At 37.2% G+C, this 17,375-nt stretch carries 18 protein-coding genes; 7 read left to right on the plus strand and 11 right to left on the minus strand.

The genetic code is table 11. From position 1 onward, the window contains the following. Positions 1-45: 45 nt before the first annotated feature. The 4 genes from ACJRPK_RS02605 to ACJRPK_RS02620 form a co-directional block, all read right to left on the minus strand. Complete coding sequence (locus tag ACJRPK_RS02605) at positions 46-1,038, minus strand: aspartate-semialdehyde dehydrogenase (protein WP_407138307.1); 993 nt, start codon at positions 1,036-1,038, stop codon at positions 46-48. Positions 1,039-1,251: 213 nt separating this feature from the next. Beyond that, positions 1,252-1,677 carry a large conductance mechanosensitive channel protein MscL gene (gene mscL / locus ACJRPK_RS02610; protein WP_407138308.1) on the minus strand — a complete coding sequence of 142 codons (426 nt, stop codon included), beginning with the start codon at positions 1,675-1,677 and terminating at the stop codon, positions 1,252-1,254. A 95-nt stretch (positions 1,678-1,772) separates the two neighbouring features. Further along, positions 1,773-2,882: an alanine racemase gene (gene alr / locus ACJRPK_RS02615; protein WP_407138309.1), complete on the minus strand. Its 1,110-nt coding sequence runs from the start codon at positions 2,880-2,882 to the stop codon at positions 1,773-1,775. Then, complete coding sequence (locus tag ACJRPK_RS02620) at positions 2,875-3,513, minus strand: thymidine kinase (protein WP_407138310.1); 639 nt, start codon at positions 3,511-3,513, stop codon at positions 2,875-2,877. The genes alr and ACJRPK_RS02620 overlap by 8 nt, the downstream gene beginning before the upstream one ends. 103 nt (positions 3,514-3,616) lie before the next feature. Here ACJRPK_RS02620 and ACJRPK_RS02625 point away from each other — a divergent pair, with 103 nt between their 5' ends. Both ACJRPK_RS02625 and rsmI read left to right on the plus strand, forming a co-directional pair. Further along, positions 3,617-4,483, plus strand: coding sequence for a hypothetical protein (locus ACJRPK_RS02625; protein ID WP_407138311.1), 867 nt, complete (start codon positions 3,617-3,619; stop codon positions 4,481-4,483). Positions 4,484-4,551: 68 nt separating this feature from the next. Then, positions 4,552-5,223: a 16S rRNA (cytidine(1402)-2'-O)-methyltransferase gene (rsmI, locus tag ACJRPK_RS02630; protein ID WP_407138312.1), complete on the plus strand. Its 672-nt coding sequence runs from the start codon at positions 4,552-4,554 to the stop codon at positions 5,221-5,223. A gap of 66 nt (positions 5,224-5,289) precedes the next feature. Here the strand turns inward: rsmI and ACJRPK_RS02635 are convergent, their stop codons facing one another. Next, positions 5,290-6,885 carry a hypothetical protein gene (locus ACJRPK_RS02635; RefSeq protein WP_407138313.1) on the minus strand — a complete coding sequence of 532 codons (1,596 nt, stop codon included), beginning with the start codon at positions 6,883-6,885 and terminating at the stop codon, positions 5,290-5,292. Positions 6,886-6,898: 13 nt separating this feature from the next. Further along, entirely contained in the window at positions 6,899-7,456 is a 558-nt protein-coding gene (locus tag ACJRPK_RS02640) for a hypothetical protein (RefSeq protein WP_407138314.1), read from the minus strand. Between the two features lie 221 nt (positions 7,457-7,677). Between ACJRPK_RS02640 and ACJRPK_RS02645 the strand changes: the two genes are divergently transcribed. The 3 genes from ACJRPK_RS02645 (at position 7,678) to ACJRPK_RS02655 (ending at position 10,514) form a co-directional block, all read left to right on the plus strand. Beyond that, positions 7,678-8,397 carry a hypothetical protein gene (locus ACJRPK_RS02645; protein WP_407138315.1) on the plus strand — a complete coding sequence of 240 codons (720 nt, stop codon included), beginning with the start codon at positions 7,678-7,680 and terminating at the stop codon, positions 8,395-8,397. A 653-nt stretch (positions 8,398-9,050) separates the two neighbouring features. Beyond that, positions 9,051-9,842 (plus strand): sensor histidine kinase, encoded by a 792-nt coding sequence (locus ACJRPK_RS02650; protein WP_407138316.1) that lies wholly within the window; start codon positions 9,051-9,053, stop codon positions 9,840-9,842. Between the two features lie 18 nt (positions 9,843-9,860). Further along, positions 9,861-10,514 carry a response regulator gene (locus ACJRPK_RS02655; protein WP_407138317.1) on the plus strand — a complete coding sequence of 218 codons (654 nt, stop codon included), beginning with the start codon at positions 9,861-9,863 and terminating at the stop codon, positions 10,512-10,514. A gap of 47 nt (positions 10,515-10,561) precedes the next feature. Here the strand turns inward: ACJRPK_RS02655 and ACJRPK_RS02660 are convergent, their stop codons facing one another. After that, entirely contained in the window at positions 10,562-11,152 is a 591-nt protein-coding gene (locus ACJRPK_RS02660) for a carboxymuconolactone decarboxylase family protein (protein WP_407138318.1), read from the minus strand. A gap of 109 nt (positions 11,153-11,261) precedes the next feature. Here ACJRPK_RS02660 and recJ point away from each other — a divergent pair, with 109 nt between their 5' ends. Together recJ and ACJRPK_RS02670 are read left to right on the plus strand one after the other, a co-directional pair. After that, on the plus strand, positions 11,262-12,947 hold the full coding sequence (recJ, locus tag ACJRPK_RS02665) for a single-stranded-DNA-specific exonuclease RecJ (RefSeq protein ID WP_407138319.1): 1,686 nt from the start codon (positions 11,262-11,264) through the stop codon (positions 12,945-12,947). Positions 12,948-13,004: 57 nt separating this feature from the next. Then, the gene (locus tag ACJRPK_RS02670; RefSeq protein ID WP_407138320.1) at positions 13,005-13,358 is read left to right on the plus strand and encodes a hypothetical protein; all 354 of its coding nucleotides are present in this window, start codon (positions 13,005-13,007) and stop codon (positions 13,356-13,358) included. Here the strand turns inward: ACJRPK_RS02670 and ACJRPK_RS02675 are convergent. The 4 genes from ACJRPK_RS02675 to accC form a co-directional block, all read right to left on the minus strand. Further along, positions 13,336-14,286, minus strand: a complete 951-nt coding sequence (locus tag ACJRPK_RS02675) for an alpha/beta fold hydrolase (RefSeq protein WP_407138321.1) — start codon at positions 14,284-14,286, stop codon at positions 13,336-13,338. The genes ACJRPK_RS02670 and ACJRPK_RS02675 overlap by 23 nt on opposite strands. A 65-nt stretch (positions 14,287-14,351) precedes the next feature. Then, the gene (locus ACJRPK_RS02680; RefSeq protein ID WP_407138322.1) at positions 14,352-14,807 is read right to left on the minus strand and encodes a 3-oxoacyl-ACP synthase; all 456 of its coding nucleotides are present in this window, start codon (positions 14,805-14,807) and stop codon (positions 14,352-14,354) included. 22 nt (positions 14,808-14,829) lie between these two features. Then, complete coding sequence (locus ACJRPK_RS02685; RefSeq protein ID WP_407138323.1) at positions 14,830-15,942, minus strand: NAD(P)/FAD-dependent oxidoreductase; 1,113 nt, start codon at positions 15,940-15,942, stop codon at positions 14,830-14,832. A 32-nt stretch (positions 15,943-15,974) separates the two neighbouring features. Beyond that, the gene (gene accC / locus ACJRPK_RS02690; protein ID WP_407138324.1) at positions 15,975-17,324 is read right to left on the minus strand and encodes an acetyl-CoA carboxylase biotin carboxylase subunit; all 1,350 of its coding nucleotides are present in this window, start codon (positions 17,322-17,324) and stop codon (positions 15,975-15,977) included. Positions 17,325-17,375 lie beyond the last annotated feature (51 nt).

Consider the following 17,375-nt stretch of genomic DNA (forward strand, 5'->3'; position numbering starts at 1 on the left):
CTTCGACACTGAAGCATGGACTTAAAACAATATTTTATATGTGAGCTAGTTGACAAGTTTTTTGGCAACTAGATATTCCGCTATTTGAACAGCATTAGTGGCCGCACCTTTTCTCAGATTATCTGCAACTATCCACATGTTTAATGAATTCTTTCTGGAATAGTCTCTACGAATACGTCCTACAAATACATCGTCCTTGCCTTCGGCATAGATAGGCATCGGATAGGTATTAGTATCTGGATTATCCTGAACTACGATCCCGGGAGTATCATTGAGAATTTGACGAACTTCGTTCTCGTTGAAATCATTTTCGAACTCCAAATTCACACTCTCACTATGACCACCAACTACCGGGATACGGATTGCAGTTGCAGTAACCGCTATGGATTTGTCATTCAGTATTTTTTGGGTTTCATTAACCAGTTTCATCTCTTCTTTGGTGTAGCCATTCTCTTCAAAAACATCACAGTGTGGGATAGCATTACGATGAATCGGATATGGATATGCCATTTCGCCCTTTTCATTTTTATATTCCTTTTCCAACTGATTAACGGCTTTCACCCCTGTACCTGTAATTGATTGATAGGTGGAAACTACAATACGATTGATCTGATATTTTTTATGTAGCGGTGCCAATGCCATAACCATCTGTATGGTAGAGCAATTCGGGTTTGCTATGATTTTATCTTCTGCGGTGAGTTCGTTGGCGTTGATTTCGGGAACTACTAATTTCTTAGTTTTGTCCATTCTCCATGCCGAAGAGTTGTCAATTACCATAACACCAGCATCTGCAAATTTTGGAGCCCATTCTTTGGATGTCTCGCCACCTGCAGAGAATAGTGCAATCGCTGGTTTTAAATCGATTGCCGTAGTGGCATTTACCACAGTGTATGATTTACCTTTGAAGGTAATTTTATTACCTACGGATTTTTCTGAGGCAACAGGAATTAATTCCGTTACAGGAAAATTACGTTCCTCTAAAACTTTTAAGATTACGGTTCCTACCAATCCGGTAGCACCAACAACAGCTACTTTCACCTGTTAAATTTTAAGATATTGATATAAATGTTTATAATGTTCTTCTTTTGAACATTACAAAAGTGATAAATAATTAAGCTATTTCACCCTTTTTCATAACTTTTCTATCTATTCTTTCTAATTGTTAAATATAAAACAAAAAAAGAACCGCTCTTTTTTAAAAGAACGGTTTTAGGGTTAAACTATGTAGCATAGCGGTGACGCTATATTATTCTAAGAATTTTGTTTTTTTAATTCATCCCGGATTTCTAACAGGATTTCTTCTTGTGTAGGACCTTTTGGTGCTGCGGGAGCTTCTTCTTGCTTTTTCTTAGTTTTTTCATAAGTACGAAGAATCATGAAAATTACAAATCCAATAACGATAAAATTGATAATGGTTTGTAAGAAATTACCATACGTCATAATCGCGGCATCTGCTGCTTTTGCTGTTGCAAGTGTCTCATGGTTACTACCATCGAGTGCGATAAACATATTATTAACGTTTTGCCCTCCCATAAATAAGCCTATAAACGGCATAATAATATCTTGCGCTAAGGATCCCACTATCTTATTAAATGCTCCTCCTATAATTACCGCTGTCGCAAGTGCAATAATATCACCTTTCATCAAGAAAGATTTAAAGTCTTTAAAAAAGCCCATACTTATAATTTTTAATGTTTTATCAAAGAAGTTCTTTTTGTTATGAATCACCAACTAATTAAGAAATATTTAGAGGAAGAAGTCGATAAACTACGTTATTTTTCGACAAAAATACGTTTTATTCGTGAAGACATAGAGGTGATCAGCTCATAGGAGATGGTGCCAGCGTGTTCAGCCAAGGTATTTGCGGGATAAGATTCGTCAAAAATAACAACTTCATCACCTTCTTGACAATCAATTTCAGTGACATCAACCATTATCATATCCATACAAACGATGCCTAAAATATAGGCACGTTGTTCATTAATGATGACATACCCTTTTTTATGACCATAAATTCTTCCGATCCCGTCAGCATGTCCAATAGGAATAGTAGCAGAGCGTGTAAGCTTTGTCGCAACAAAACCACGATTATAGCCCAAAGAATCTCCGGGTTGTAAGCTGTGAATTTGTGATATAATAGATTTTAAGGAGGCGATGGGCTTTAAATTCTTATCAAATTTACTTTCGTTTCCAAAACCATAAAGCCCGATCCCTGTACGTACCATATCAAAATGAGCCTCTGGATAGTTTAAAATGCCAGAAGTATTAGCTTGATGCAATATGGGTTGATAACCGATACCTTTAGCAATGTTGCTTGCTATGGTCTTAAAAAGATTAATTTGTTTAAGCGTGTATGAATTTTCCTTTAAATCTTCACTTGCAGCGAGATGGGAAAAAACTGAGAGAACTTTCAGAGTCTCTGTTTCTTTAAGCGCGGTAATAACTTCATCTATTTCAGACGCAGCAAATCCAATACGGTTGATGCCGGTGTTAAACTTGAGATGTACTGGATAACCAGTAAGTTGGTTTTGTATTGCAAGCGTCGTAAACAAAGAAAGTATGCGTAGGCTATATAAACTTGGCTCCAGATTATACGCAATAATTTCTTCAAAATTGATAGGTTGCGGGTGAAATACCAGGATAGGCGTTTGAACTCCCGCTTCTCGCAATGCTACACCTTCAGAGCTATAGGCAACCGCAAGATAATCAACACCAATTTTTTCTAAATGTAATGCAAGCTGTGCAGCACTGTTTCCATACGCGCTAGCTTTTACTACGGCAAGTAGTTTAACTCCTGGTTGTACTTGCTTTTTGAGATAGGTGTAATTGTGCGTTAAAGAAGCCAGGTTGATTTCTAAAGTTGTTTCCTGCACACTACTCATCTGATTCTTTATTAACCTCTTGTGGATCACTCACCTTCATTTCCTTAACGCGCTCTCGTAGCATTGCTTTATAATACGCCCCACGGCTCAACGGTTCATATTCTTCAGTTTCACCAAGCATCACAAGAGCATCATTTGCGGATTTTCTAAAGCTGTATTGTGCAAGGTTTCCGGTTCTGGTGCACACGGCATGTACTTTGGTGACATACTCGGCAGTTGCCATTAATGCAGGCATTGGTCCAAAAGGATTTCCTTTAAAATCCATGTCTAAACCTGCTACGATTACTCGAATCCCTTTGTTAGCAAGATCATTACATACTGTTACAATTTCATCATCAAAAAATTGCGCTTCATCAATCCCAATAACATCACAGGTATCAGCAAGAATCCTGATATTGGCAGCAGCCGGAACGGGAGTGGATCGAATCTCATTTGCATCGTGAGAAACCACCATCTCGTCATCATAACGTACATCTACTGCGGGTTTAAAAATTTCAACTTTTTGTTTTGCAAATTGTGCGCGCTTGAGCCTGCGTATTAACTCTTCGGTCTTACCCGAAAACATGGAACCACAGATTACTTCAATCCAACCAAATTGCTCTTTATGATTTACTGTATTTTCGAGAAACATTTTGTATTTTTCAGCATCAAATCAATTGATGTCTTTGTTTTGCCTAAAGATCAGGCAAATTTATTAAAAAACAATCAGCATTGCTAACGCGAATAAGAAAGTTATGAAGAAGAAACTTGAAGCAGAACTTATAAGTATTGCCCATAAAATCTTACAGTTGAAAAACAAGTCTGACTTGCAGGTATTGCAAGAACAGTCGAGAGTTCTATATGAAAAATTAACGATCTTAAACTTTGCTGAGACACATTTTGAAGGTGCACAACCTACTATTGGTAAAGTTCGTGAGCAACTTGAAAAAAATGATGTTGTAGATGAAGTGCCTTCCGATCGAACAGTTGTAAATGAAGAAAAAGCTGTAAAAGAGGGGTCTAGTAGCGTTAAACAGGACATAGTTGAGGATGTTAAAGATACGATTTCATCAGTAGAAATAGAGCCTACAGTTGACCATGAACGGGAAGTGAAGGAGAAGCAAGATGATATACTCATTGAGGATGAGAAATCTGATGAGATTTCGGATAAACCTGAACTTATTATTGAAGAAATCAATGCACGTGTTACTGGAGATCTTTTTGTCAGAGCAAATGAGGAGGAGTCTTATGGAAAGGCCCTTTTGTCAGATCAACAGTATGAAAAAAACGACTTTGAGGAAATAACGGGAGCACATCAAGGACTGCCAATATTGGACAAAGGAAGCAAGAATGAAACCAAAGAAAAGCCTAAGTCATTGCACGATCAGTTAAAAAAAGGCATCCATATTGGTTTGAATGATCGCTTAGCTTTTATAAAACATTTATTTGATGGCAGCTCTGCTGATTATAACCGGGTATTATCTCAACTTAATACCTACAGTAGTAAAGAGGAAGCTCATGATTTTATTCAGACAATGGTTAAGCCGGATCACAATCAGTGGGAAGGCAAACAAGCGCATGAAGAACGCTTTGTTGATCTGGTGATGAGTAAGTTCGAGTAAGTATTAAACCTTTTTCTATGTTTTGCTTTTTCACTTGTGCAAAAACATCCAGATGATTACAAAAATTTATGTCAAAACTCTATATAGTACCTACACCGATAGGTAATTTAAAAGATATTACATTTCGCGCCATCGAAGTCTTACAAACAGTCGATTTAATCTTGGCAGAAGACACGCGCACCAGTGGCAAACTACTTAAGCATTATGAGATTACTACGCCCATGCAAAGTCATCATATGCATAATGAGCATAGAACAGTAGAACATATAATTAATCGATTATCTCAGGGAGAGCAAATAGCATTGATCAGTGACGCTGGTACTCCGGCAATCAGTGATCCTGGATTTCTTTTGGTCAGAGCCTGTGTAGCGGGTGGTATCGAGGTAGATTGTTTACCGGGAGCTACTGCTTTTGTTCCTGCCCTGGTAAATAGTGGTTTGCCAAATGATAAATTTGTTTTTGAAGGATTCTTGCCTGTTAAAAAGGGCAGACAAACGCGTTTGTTAGCGCTAGCAGAAGAGCAACGAACAATAATTTTTTATGAATCTCCTCATAAACTGCTGAAGACATTAACTAGTTTTGTCGAATATTTTGGAGAAGATCGCTTAGTTTCAGTATCAAGAGAATTAAGTAAACTTCATGAAGAAACGATACGAGGTACGGTAAAAGAAGTGCTTACACACTATGAAAACAAACCTCCAAAAGGAGAGATTGTGATTGTGGTGGGTGGGAAAAAATAGATGAAACAGTTAGGGGGTAAGATAAAATATATCGCACCCCCTTTTATCAATAGTCTTAAGATTAAATTAGTTTGAAGCGTTCACCAGTCTCTCTAACGCGCTATCCGCATTGCATTGATCAAATTCAGGCATTGCGATATCAATCACAGCAGAGCTATCAAAAATGTCAAAGCCGGAAACTTCTGTTCTTTCTCCATTGATAACCAAAAAATACGTGTATTTATTGGTAGTATGATTTTTTATGAACCCAAGATCTCCTATGTTATCAGAGATTTGATTTACACATTCTTGTATAGAATCTTTGAGATTCTGTAAATCTTCTATACTAGGCAATTCGTCCACGATACGTTGCGCTGCTATCATGATGTCGCTAGTTTGCTGAATGTACTTCACATTATTTGCAGCCTCAAGCAATTGACTAACCTGTCCGGAATTCAACACCGTGGCTTTGATAGTTATTGATCTGGTTACTATTCCAGTAGTAGTACATTTTGGCACCACTACTTCTCCTAAAACCCTTACCTCTTTATTTCCGTGAGTTATGCTCACATCCACACGTTTATCAATAGTGTGTAACGCAGCTAGCTCTCTTAATGCAGCTTCAATTTCCATTCTGGTTTGGTCATTGTCGTTCGATTCATTAACTGCATTTCGCAACCGAATCAGGGCAGCTTTATAAGGTGCTGTGACATTGTTGACTACACTTGCGATATTATCACTGCACAAAACCCTGCCATTTTGACTTAGATATGTATCTGCCTGTCTTCTGCCATCAGCGATACCTGCAGCTACAGACTCATCAATAATTGATAAACTATTGGATACGACAGCAGGTAGTGTTTCTCTAAGACCTCGTAAGCTTAATTCAAATTCGTAGTCTTTTATTGCCTCTTCAAGGTTCCCAATAGCGTTTTCTACCACAGCAAATGTAGAGTCAATTTTGTGACCTACAAGATCACCAATATGATCTGAAAAGTTTTCAGGGGGTATGGCAATATATTCAGTTTCATCTTTGGTGAAGGTAGCTTTTGCACTCCATACTTCATCGTTTCTGGTAACTTTACCGGTCATGGTAAATGCATCTTCGGTTAAACGTAAAGTACCGGCTACTTCCTGCGATTTTTCCGGCATTTGTATACTAAAAGAGCCGCTTAAGCCCACATCAAAATTCCCGTTTTCAACGATATAGCCATAGGCTTTAAGTTGACCATCCGGCTTGAGAGGAATTAAGTTAGGCCACCAAGAGGTATCTGGGTCAACTAAACCATTAATAAAAGCCTTGGCAGTCACACCGTTTTGTGCAGAGGCTTCAGCTATCACGGCAGCACTTCCTTGTCCAATAGGGAACCCAAAGGAAATAAATGATTTAATGGGTAAACTAAGTTCCAGCTCTCCATTAATACCTGATCTATAATTGTAACCTATATCAGATTGCATGGGTTCATCGAATTGTAGGTCTGCACTCAATTCTTTGTTTTCATAATACATCCCATTGGCTTCTAATATTTTCCAAAAAGAAAAACTACCTCCACGTACAGACTTTGCCGAGAAAGAGAGTATGTCATCAACAGCTTTGGTAGGTACATAAGAAAGAAAGCCTTGCTCTGAAACCCCGATACTGCCACTACCTAATACATCTTGACTTGCGGAAAAAAAGTACATAGGATCTGTGTAATCAGCAATATAGGTGATGTGCCCCCCCCACGGGAGGTTTTAATGACAAAGGTTTGTGAGCCTCGGGGTCATCATTAGCACCAATTGTGACCTCTATAGCAACTGCAATGTGGAATAAAAAATAGAATCTTTCGTCGACCAGTTTAATTTTGAAGTTATGGTTTTCATTTAAGTATTTCCCACTATAAAAACCAACATCTGCTTGAATAGGTTCTTCAAACGTAAAATAGTTTGATGGGGGAGGTACTTCTGATGTACCTGTAACGGCGGCAAGTGTACCATCGTTACTAAAAGTGACATCTAGTTTTGCGTTATCAAAGACAATTTGATCCGTAGAATCTGTTTCTATGATAAGTTTACCATCAACATAGTAACCTGTTGATGATTCCCTAATTTCACCTTCGACTATTACATTATCTCTGCTAAATGGTGAATAAGGACTACCAACAGGATTACAAGGTTCGATACAAGGATCTTGTGTTTCATCATCTTTACTACATCCCCATAAGAAAAGGCTAAAAATGATTAAGACGGTCATAATGGTTGTGTGAGTTTTCATAGTTTTAAATTTTAAAGTATTGAAGTAGAGTGTTTCAACATATATTTTGATCAAAATTGAACAACTACAGTAGAAAATAAAAGACTTGAAACCCTTAAAATGTAGAAACGTTGTTTTTACGTACATCTAACGTATTTATACGTAATAAGAGTCTAAAAATCAGTATTTTAATTAAAATTTAATTAAATTTAAAGAGTAAACAATAGTTAAAATAAGTCGATATGGAAGCAACAATCACCGTAGACAAAGTTTCAACACAACGTTGGGAAAGAGAGGATGTATTAAAATTAGCTCATCATTTCCATAAACTAGAAAAGGGTCAATACCATAGGGCAACCTGTTTTGAGATGTCAGATAATGACGTTATCAGCTTTAAAGCTATTTCATCCATTAATTCTATCAAAATATGCATGGCTCTTGAAAAAAGAGACAAGAAGAGTAATATTAGCTTTTGTCCTTATATAGAGGTAAATACTAATGAAAAGTATAGATTTTGTTTAACCCCTTCCATTAGCCGACCTAAGAAAGGTGACTATTTTAGTTCAGCTATCGTCCCAGGGGTGTTCAAAGAAATGATTTGGAATAATTGGGACAAACTTGAAATGAATAAGATAGATGATCTTTTTCATTGTCAAAATATTCCGGATCGGGGAAACAATGGAGTAGATCAGGATTATCTGGTAAGAGTGAATTTTTTCTGGCTCAGTGATGATGTTATACAGTTAATACAACAAATCAAGAGCACTACAAGAAAAATAACCTTATATCCGGGTGTAGATATGAACAAGGTCGAGCAAAAGCATATGATTTCTTTTACTCCGGTCTTAGGGTTTACTCATGATGAGGGAGCGCATAATGCAGATAGAATGGGTGTGATTGAGAGTACTGATACAGAAACATTAATAGAGTATTCTACGCCATGTCCTCCAACTTGTCCATAATTTTAAAAATAGACTAATCATAAATGCATGAGAAAAGATTTTTTCTTTATTTTAGGAAACGTGTCAACTTTTATAGTGGTTATTCCATTACTGATATCTGTATTACGATTTAAATTACTTACTACTGTCCAGTTAAAGTTAGTTCATTTATTAGTTTTAGTATTAATCGTGGAATCGATTTCAAACATATTGTGGCGCAAGAAAATAAATAACTTACCGGTATATCATTTGTATACCATCATCGAATTTTTATTGATTATTCGAATATATTGGAATACTTTAACTCATTTGGTCTCAAAAAGGCTGCTAGTCGGTATAAGTGTAATCTTTGTGGTTTTGGCAGTGCTCAACACGATTTTTTTTCAAAGTATTTATGTGTTTAACTCTAATATAACGACTTTGTTAAGTATTCTGGTGATTCTGTTTTCCTTGAGTTTTTTTTACAAAACGTTAAAGGACGTTGAGTATACAGCCCTAGAGAAGAATCCCATGTTTTGGATTAATTCCGGTTTTTTAATTTATTTTTCAAGTAATCTGATTTTGTTTTTTATCAATAATTATTTATTTGAGAAATCCACAGAAGCTAGTTTTTTAATATGGGGGCTCCACGCCATTGTTAATATTGTGTTGATCATGTTTTATACTATCGCTGTATGGGTGAATCCGAAGAAGCAATAACATTAAAAATCATAGTAATTGGAATGGCTGTCATTTTTACCTTATCCCTGGCAGTGATTGTCTTTTTTATTCTGTACCAACGTAAATTATTAGCGCAGCAAAAGAGGCATCAGGAGAAAGAAACCAGGTATCAAAAAGAACTACTCGAAACCTCGATATTAAGTCAGGAGAGAGAAAGGAATAGAATAGCCAAAGAGCTACATGATGATGTGGGTGCATTGCTTACCACAACAAAACTATATTTTAATCAAATTACACCGGATTTACCCAAATCAGAGATTATAAGCTTAACTGACAGGAGTCTTAGTTTTTTAGATACTATGATCGAGAGCGTTCGTACTATCAGCAGAGACCTCAGACCTGTTATTCTGGAGAAAATGGGATTAATAGAGGCTGTGCAAAGTCTGGTTCAGTCGATACAGGATACAGGTGCTGTTAGAATATCTTTTAATTACCAACCCATCCAAAGTCTGTCTAAGTCTAGAGAACTTAATTGCTATAGAATTGTTCAGGAATTATTAAATAATACTTTAAAACATGCAAATGCAAGCAGGATTCTAATTAATATAAAAACTGAGAAGGAGTATTTAGTTATTGCATATGAGGATGATGGTAAAGGTTATAATCCGGATACAGAGGATCATGTTGAAGGTTTAGGGTTTAAAAATATTAAAAGTCGATTATCTGTCGTGTCAGGAAAGTTTTATTTTCCTTCTACACAGAAAGGTTTTAGAATGAGCATTAGCATTCCCTATGATGCATCGTAAAATTATAAATAGAGGGTTATGGATAATATCAAACTTGGGTTAGTAGATGATCACAATCTTTTTAGAGAAGGGATAAAATCTTTAATAAATAAAATGCCACGGATTGTGCTTGTATTGGAAGCTGTAAGCGGAAAAGATTTGCTTGTAAAGCTTGAAGATACAGATCCGGATGTTATTTTGCTGGATCTGGAAATGGAAGAAATGAACGGAATTGATACGATAACACAGATGAAACGTTCTCACCCTGACATTAAGATAATCATCCTAACCATGCATAAAGAAGAAAGGATGATTTCTTATTTAATGGAAATAGGTGCTAACGGATATTTATTGAAAGATACCAACCAAAAAGAATTGGAAGAAGCAATACAATCTGTATACAATCAAGGGTTTTATTTTAACACCTATGTGTCGGAGGCCTTACTCAAAGGGCTCAAAAACAAGAAACAGTATACTCCAATACTGGGTAAAGATTACAAACTGACCAGTAGAGAGCTGGAGGTACTTCACTTAATCAAAGAAGAATTAACTACCGCCGAAATTGGGGAAAAGTTGTTTTTAAGCACAAGAACCATTGAGGGTCATCGCAAAAACTTATTATGGAAACTCAACGTTAAAAATACTGCAGGGCTTATGATTAAAGCGATTCAAGAAAAGATTATAGAATTATAATTTTTTTACGGGAAAGGCTTCAACGTAATGAGGGTAAAAGAAATAGATTAGCTATGTTTTCCTTTCTCCCAACCATGTTTTACAAGATATTTCTCTCCGGATTCTATAGCACCCTCTTCAACAGTAGTCCCCATAGAATCATTCCATCGATTGAGATATCCAAAGAGAGATATAACACCAAGCATTTCTACAATTTCTCCCTCATTCCAGTACTTATATAGTTCAATTTTAATAGACTCATCAACAGCGTTTGGCACCATGGATGCGGCTAGTGAAAAATCTAAAGCTGCACGTTCTGCATCGTTAAATGCAGGATGCGTTTTATATTCCCAAATATTATCCAGTTGTTCCTGTTCTGCCCCGTAACGTTCGGCAGCGCGAATCGCATGTGCCTGACAATACCTGCAGCCAGTGGCATTACTACTCACCCATGCAATCATTCTTTTTAAAGCTGAGGTTACCCGACCTTCATTGGCCATAACGGCTTTATTAAGATTGATAAAAGCTTTAGAAATCATCGGTCTACGTTGCATGGTAAGTACAGAATTCGGACAAAACCCTAGGGTTTCATTAAAAAAATCTGCAAGTTCTTTGGTTTCCGGATCATGATTTGCAGGCAGTGGTGTAACTAATGGCATGGATTGTTTTTTTAGGTTAGGTGAAAGTACAATTTTCAATACTCAAAACCAATATCGTTTCTCAGTTAAAATCTTGTACCTTTATCGACCACTTTTTTAAAACAGCACTATGCGTTGGACATTACAACCTAAACCGGACCAAAAAACGGCTTCAAAGCTAGCCGAAATTCTTAAAATTGATCACGTATTAGCAGAACTACTGGTACGAAGAGGGGTGGAAAGTTATGATGATGCTAAAAAGTTTTTCAGACCGGATTTAAACGATCTCCATGACCCATTCTTGATGAAAGACATGGATAAAGCTGTAAATAGGATCAAGAACGCTGTAGATGTTAGCGAAAACATCTTGGTCTACGGAGATTATGATGTGGATGGCACTACCTCTGTAGCACTCATGTCTTCTTACTTAAAAACGTTAACTCCGCAGGTGGCGAGCTACATTCCTGATCGTTATAATGAAGGATATGGAATTTCTTATCAAGGGATTGATTATGCGGCAGACAATGATATTACTTTGATTATAGCGTTGGATTGTGGGATTAAGGCCATTGAAAAAATTGCGTACGCTAAAAAGAAAGGAATTGATTTTATAATCTGTGATCACCACAGACCGGGAACTCATATTCCGGATGCTATAGCAGTATTAGATCCTAAAAGAGATGATTGCACGTATCCCTACAAAGAATTGTGTGGTTGTGGTGTGGGCTTTAAATTGATTCAGGCAATACATGGAGTAAGGGGTGGAGCGTTAAAAGCTATCCTACCGTATCTGGATCTGGTAGCTACAGCAATTGGGGCGGATATTGTGCCTATTACCGGAGAGAATAGAATCTTGGCATATTATGGGTTGCAAGTGCTCAATTCAGCTCCGCGTATCGGATTTCAAGCCATGTTATCACAAGTTAAAAAGAAAAGTTTGACTATTACAGATGTTGTTTTCTTATTAGCTCCAAGAATCAATGCTGCCGGTAGAATGAAGCACGGTTTGCATGCTGTTACGTTGTTGACGGAGACCGATTACGAATTGGCCATCGCATATGCCAAAGAAATTGAAACCTACAATGTTGATCGCAAGGCGGCCGATCAGTCCATTACAATCGAAGCATTACAACAGATTAAAGAAAAGAAAGAAGAGAATAAGTATACAACCGTGGTATATGATGCCGGTTGGCACAAAGGAGTTATCGGCATTGTTGCCTCTAGATTAATTGAAACTTTTTATCGCCCTACTTTAGTCTTCACGAAAAGTGGTGATAAATTAGCCGCGTCGGCGCGTTCTGTCAAAGGCTTTGATGTCTACAATGCGCTAGAGGCTTGTACAGAATATATTGATCAGTTTGGAGGACACAAATATGCAGCTGGACTTACCTTGTATGAAGAGCATTATGATGCTTTCAAGAACAAATTTGAATCTGTGGTAGAAGAAAGCATGGATACAGCTTTAATGACACCCGAGATTTTGATTGATGCGAAGCTTGAACTCACGCAAATTTCACCCAAGTTTTATAGAATATTAAAACAATTTGCTCCTTTCGGACCCGGTAACATGGCTCCCGTTTTTTTGACAGAAGGTGTTCAGGAAACGGGATGGGGTAAATGCGTGGGAGCAGAGGGAGCACATTTAAAATCAACGCTGAAAAAAGATGATGTTCAAATTGGGGCTATCGGTTTTAATCTTGGGAGTAAATGTGATTTAATTCTTGAAAAGAAATTATTCGATGCAGTTTATGCTATCGGCGAGAACGAATGGAATAATGAAATTAACCTCCAATTACTTCTTAAAGATATAAATTAACTTATTTTTATTTAGATTGAATATAAATAATAGTATTTTTGATGGAAATCTAAAGGTATGAATACGGTTGACAAAATTTATAGTAATGAAGTTGGGATGTCATTTTATTGGACGCAAGAACGAAAAGCACCATTACCAAAAATCCAACTAGTTTTCAGGAATACTGGATTTTTACTATCGTTAAACGAATTAAAAGACTTTTCATCTTTTTGTGCAAGTAGCTTAAGCACGCAAAATTGCAATGCTTGCAAAGAGCATTCGTCTTGTAAAACTTTTTTACTAAGAACACCTTCAGATAAAATAGACTTGGCTGTAAGTAGTGATGAACTCATACAAATTCAGGAACTGATCAACGGTACTATTTTTAGAATAGAAATGAAGCAATGGATTACTTCGCTTTGTTTGAACTAAGAAAATCCCGAATGATATAGCTGATTTTTTTTGCTTTGGTTTCTTGTAAAAAATGTTTCTCATCAATAACGTGAATATTTTCCTTTTTTACATCAAAACTATTTGCAACACTTAGCTGTTGTGGCGGCCATTGTAACATGGTGTCATGGATACCCCAAATAACTGTTGTTGGAATTTTAATGCTATCAAAAGTCGCCCTATAATCAGGGAGCTGATTGCAAGTCTCACTATAATAGTAATAAAGAGCATCGGTTTTCCCTTCGACTAAAGGCGTTTTATAACCTTCTACATCCAAATGATTAAGTTTATTTTGTTGAAGACCCTCGTCAAACAACTTTTTAAATAAGTTGTTGGTTGCAATACCTTTTCTGTATGACCACATTTTGGTTTTTGAGGCAATTCCCGGTTGTAATTGTATGGTTGGATAGAATCCATCATCAAATAGCACCGTGTTCAACAAAACTAAATTCTCTATACGATTTGGCTGACTTTTAAATAGTTCCCAAGTCCAAACGCCACCGGCATCATGCACTACCTGTGTCCATTTATCCACACCCAATCCGTCCATAAGTTCCAGCAATCGTCTGGCATGATTTTGTTCACTATATAATTCAAAACCTTCTGGTGAATCACTGGATCCAAAACCTAGCATATCCGGAACTATAACGCGGTACCCACCGGCAACTAAGGGGTCAATCATTTTACGATAGAGCCAACCTGAAGTAGGGACACCATGGAGGAGTACAATGACAGGTCCATTACCTTTATCTATATATTTCATGATACCATCTTCTGAAGGAAATGTTCTCTGATCTTCTCTAAAGCTTTCGTAGGTAATTTGGTTTTTACGAACTTTCGTGGTCTCATAAGGCTTACAACCAAAGAGAAATAGGAAACAAATGAAAAGGGTGAAAATCCGATAGCTCATAAATGAATGTTTGTCAGAATGAAAAGTACGTAAATTTGCTAAATTCAGCGGCACCTTTTTAATTTTTAAAGTATGTTTTCTATAACGATGGTGTTACCGTTAAATTGAATAGTGTCATTATTTTTTTTACCTAATAGCAATTTACCGATTGGAGAATTTGCTGCTATGGCAAAGCAAGATATATCCATTTTATCGATTTTACCAACAGAAATACTGAGAAAATAAAGACCTTTATCTGTATAAACTAAGCTTCCCAATTTTACCAACGACGCAGGTGTCAAACTAATCTTTGATAAAATTAAGTCAAGTTTTTGGACTTCGGCTAACTGAACGCCAAGTTTTTCGCGCTCTATATGAAGCATTGCTCTACCAGTTTCATGTTTGTCTCCAGCAGAACTTTTCGTTTCTGACTCAAGAGCCTTCTGTATATCAGTGATTTGATACGTCAAACGCTTGCGTCTTGAACTAACATAATTTTGGCAATGCAATAGAAGTTCCTCTTTGATGTTTGCAGCTTCCATTTTTTACTAGATGGGTTAAATATTAAAGTAAATCCGCTAATTCTTTCCCAATACCACTGCCTATGGCTATCCCCATTCCTCCAAGACGAACTCCGCAAAACAAATTGTCAGATACCTGTTTTACGATGGGTTTTTTTTGTTTCCCAACTCCCATAATTCCGCTCCATCGGTGCTCTATTTCAATTTTGCGTGCCGGTAACACCATATCTTCAAGCAACTTTTCAAGGGCATTCTGAATTATCGGAGTCTGCCCCGGTAGATGGGTATTTTCGGTAATAAAATCCAAATTACGTCCGCCACCGAGCAATATTCTATTATCGATATTGCGAAAATAATAAAACCCTTTATCGATATGAAAGGTGCCTTTAATTTGTAAGTCCTTAATAGGTTTGGTTATTAGTATTTGTGCTCGCGCAGGTTGTACTTCATCGATTCCGAGTTGTTTGGCAAAACCATTGGTAGCTATACACACTTTATTAGATGTAAAAGCAAATTTTTCAGTTTCAATCGCTACAGCGTTATTTGTTTCAGACAACTTGAGAACAGCGCAACTATTTAATATCTTTATGTCGCTCTTATATACCTTGGTAAGTAGCGAACTCATCATCGCGCCGGTATCAATCTGCCCTTCAAGATTGTTATATATCAGCGTCTCTTGAATGTTTCTAAATCCAAAGGTTGATTTTTTTTCTGAAAACACTTTCTGATTAAAGACCGGATAAAGCATTTCGTTAATTCTAGGAAGGTTTGCTAAACAATTGGCGTAGCTATCTGAGGCATCTTTACTAAAGATTTCATAGCCCCCATATTCTTTGTATCCAATAGTTGTATCCCCTAATGTGGTGCGCAAATGTTGAAGTCCGTCAACTCGTTTTTGAACGAGTTGAATTATTTCTTCTTCTGTGTGTGTAGCAAGATCGTCTATGATCTCTGAAGTGCTTCCAAAACACGCAAATCCTGCATTTTTTGTACTGGCACCTTCGGGTAAGACACCTTTTTCCAGTACAATAATCTTTGATTTTGGGAAACGCTCCCTTAACCGAAGCGCACAATTAAGCCCGACGATACCACTACCAATAACAGTGATATCGACATTAGAGATCCAGCTTTTATATTCCCAATAACTTAAATTCATAAAAAAAGCCTCAATATTGAGGCTTAGTATTTTTAACTTACAGGCTCCTTCATTTCAAAGTCTTCCATAAATTTTGTGGTATAATTTCCTGCTACATAATCAGGGTGATCCATTAATTGTCTGTGAAAAGGTACTGTGGTTTTGATACCTTCAATAATAAATTCATCCAACGCTCTTTTCATCTTATTAATCGCCTCTTCTCTTGTTTGAGCTGTGGTGATCAATTTTGCAATCATTGAGTCGTAGTTTGGTGGTATAGTATAACCACTATACACATGGGTGTCTACACGAACTCCATGTCCACCAGGGATATGTAAGTTTGTGATTTTTCCAGGTGAAGGTCTAAAATCTTTGTAAGGATCCTCGGCATTTATTCTACATTCTATTGAATGCAATTGTGGGAAATAATTCTTTCCGGAAATAGGAATTCCTGCGGCAACCAAAATCTGTTCACGAATCAAATCGTAATCTACAACTTGCTCCGTTATTGGATGCTCTACCTGAATACGAGTATTCATTTCCATAAAGTAGAAGTTACGATGTTTATCCACAAGGAATTCTACAGTACCGGCACCTTCATACTTAATATATTCTGCAGCTTTTACTGCAGCTTCTCCCATTTTTTCCCGAAGCTCGTTCGTCATAAATGGAGATGGTGTCTCTTCAGTTAATTTTTGATGTCTACGTTGTACAGAACAATCTCTTTCAGAAAGGTGACATGCGGTCCCATTGCTATCGCCAACAATTTGAATTTCGATATGGCGAGGCTCTTCGATGAGTTTTTCCATATACATACCGTCATTACCAAAAGAGGCCGCTGCTTCTTGTCGGGCACTGTCCCAACCTTTGCGTAACTCCTCTTTCTTCCAAACAGCACGCATACCTTTACCACCACCACCAGCGGTAGCTTTTAACATAACAGGATAGCCCATTTCATCGGCTAACGCTTCAGTTTCTTCAAAAGTATCCAGAATACCTTCACTACCTGGAATCGTAGGCACTCCCGCTGCTTTCATCGTCGCTTTGGCAGTTGCCTTATCTCCCATTTTTTCGATCATCTCGGCGCTGGCACCAATAAATTTGATCTCATGCTCCTCACAAATTTTTGAAAATTTGGCGTTTTCAGAAAGAAAACCGTATCCTGGGTGAATAGCATCAGCATTCGTGATCTCTGCTGCAGCTATTATATTGGCCATTTTGAGATAAGATTCGCTACTGGGGGCTGGGCCAATACATACGGCTTCATCAGCAAAACGTACATGTAAGCTTTCGGCATCAGCAGTCGAATAAACGGCTACAGTCTTTATACCCATCTCTTTACAGGTTCGAATCACCCTCATGGCAATTTCTCCTCTGTTTGCGATTAGAATTTTTTTAAACATAACTAATTAAATTTAAAATCTTGGATGCTGTGATTATTTGGTACTTCGAAG

Source organism: Aquimarina sp. 2-A2 (assembly GCF_045505135.1).
Lineage (GTDB): Bacteria > Bacteroidota > Bacteroidia > Flavobacteriales > Flavobacteriaceae > Aquimarina > Aquimarina intermedia.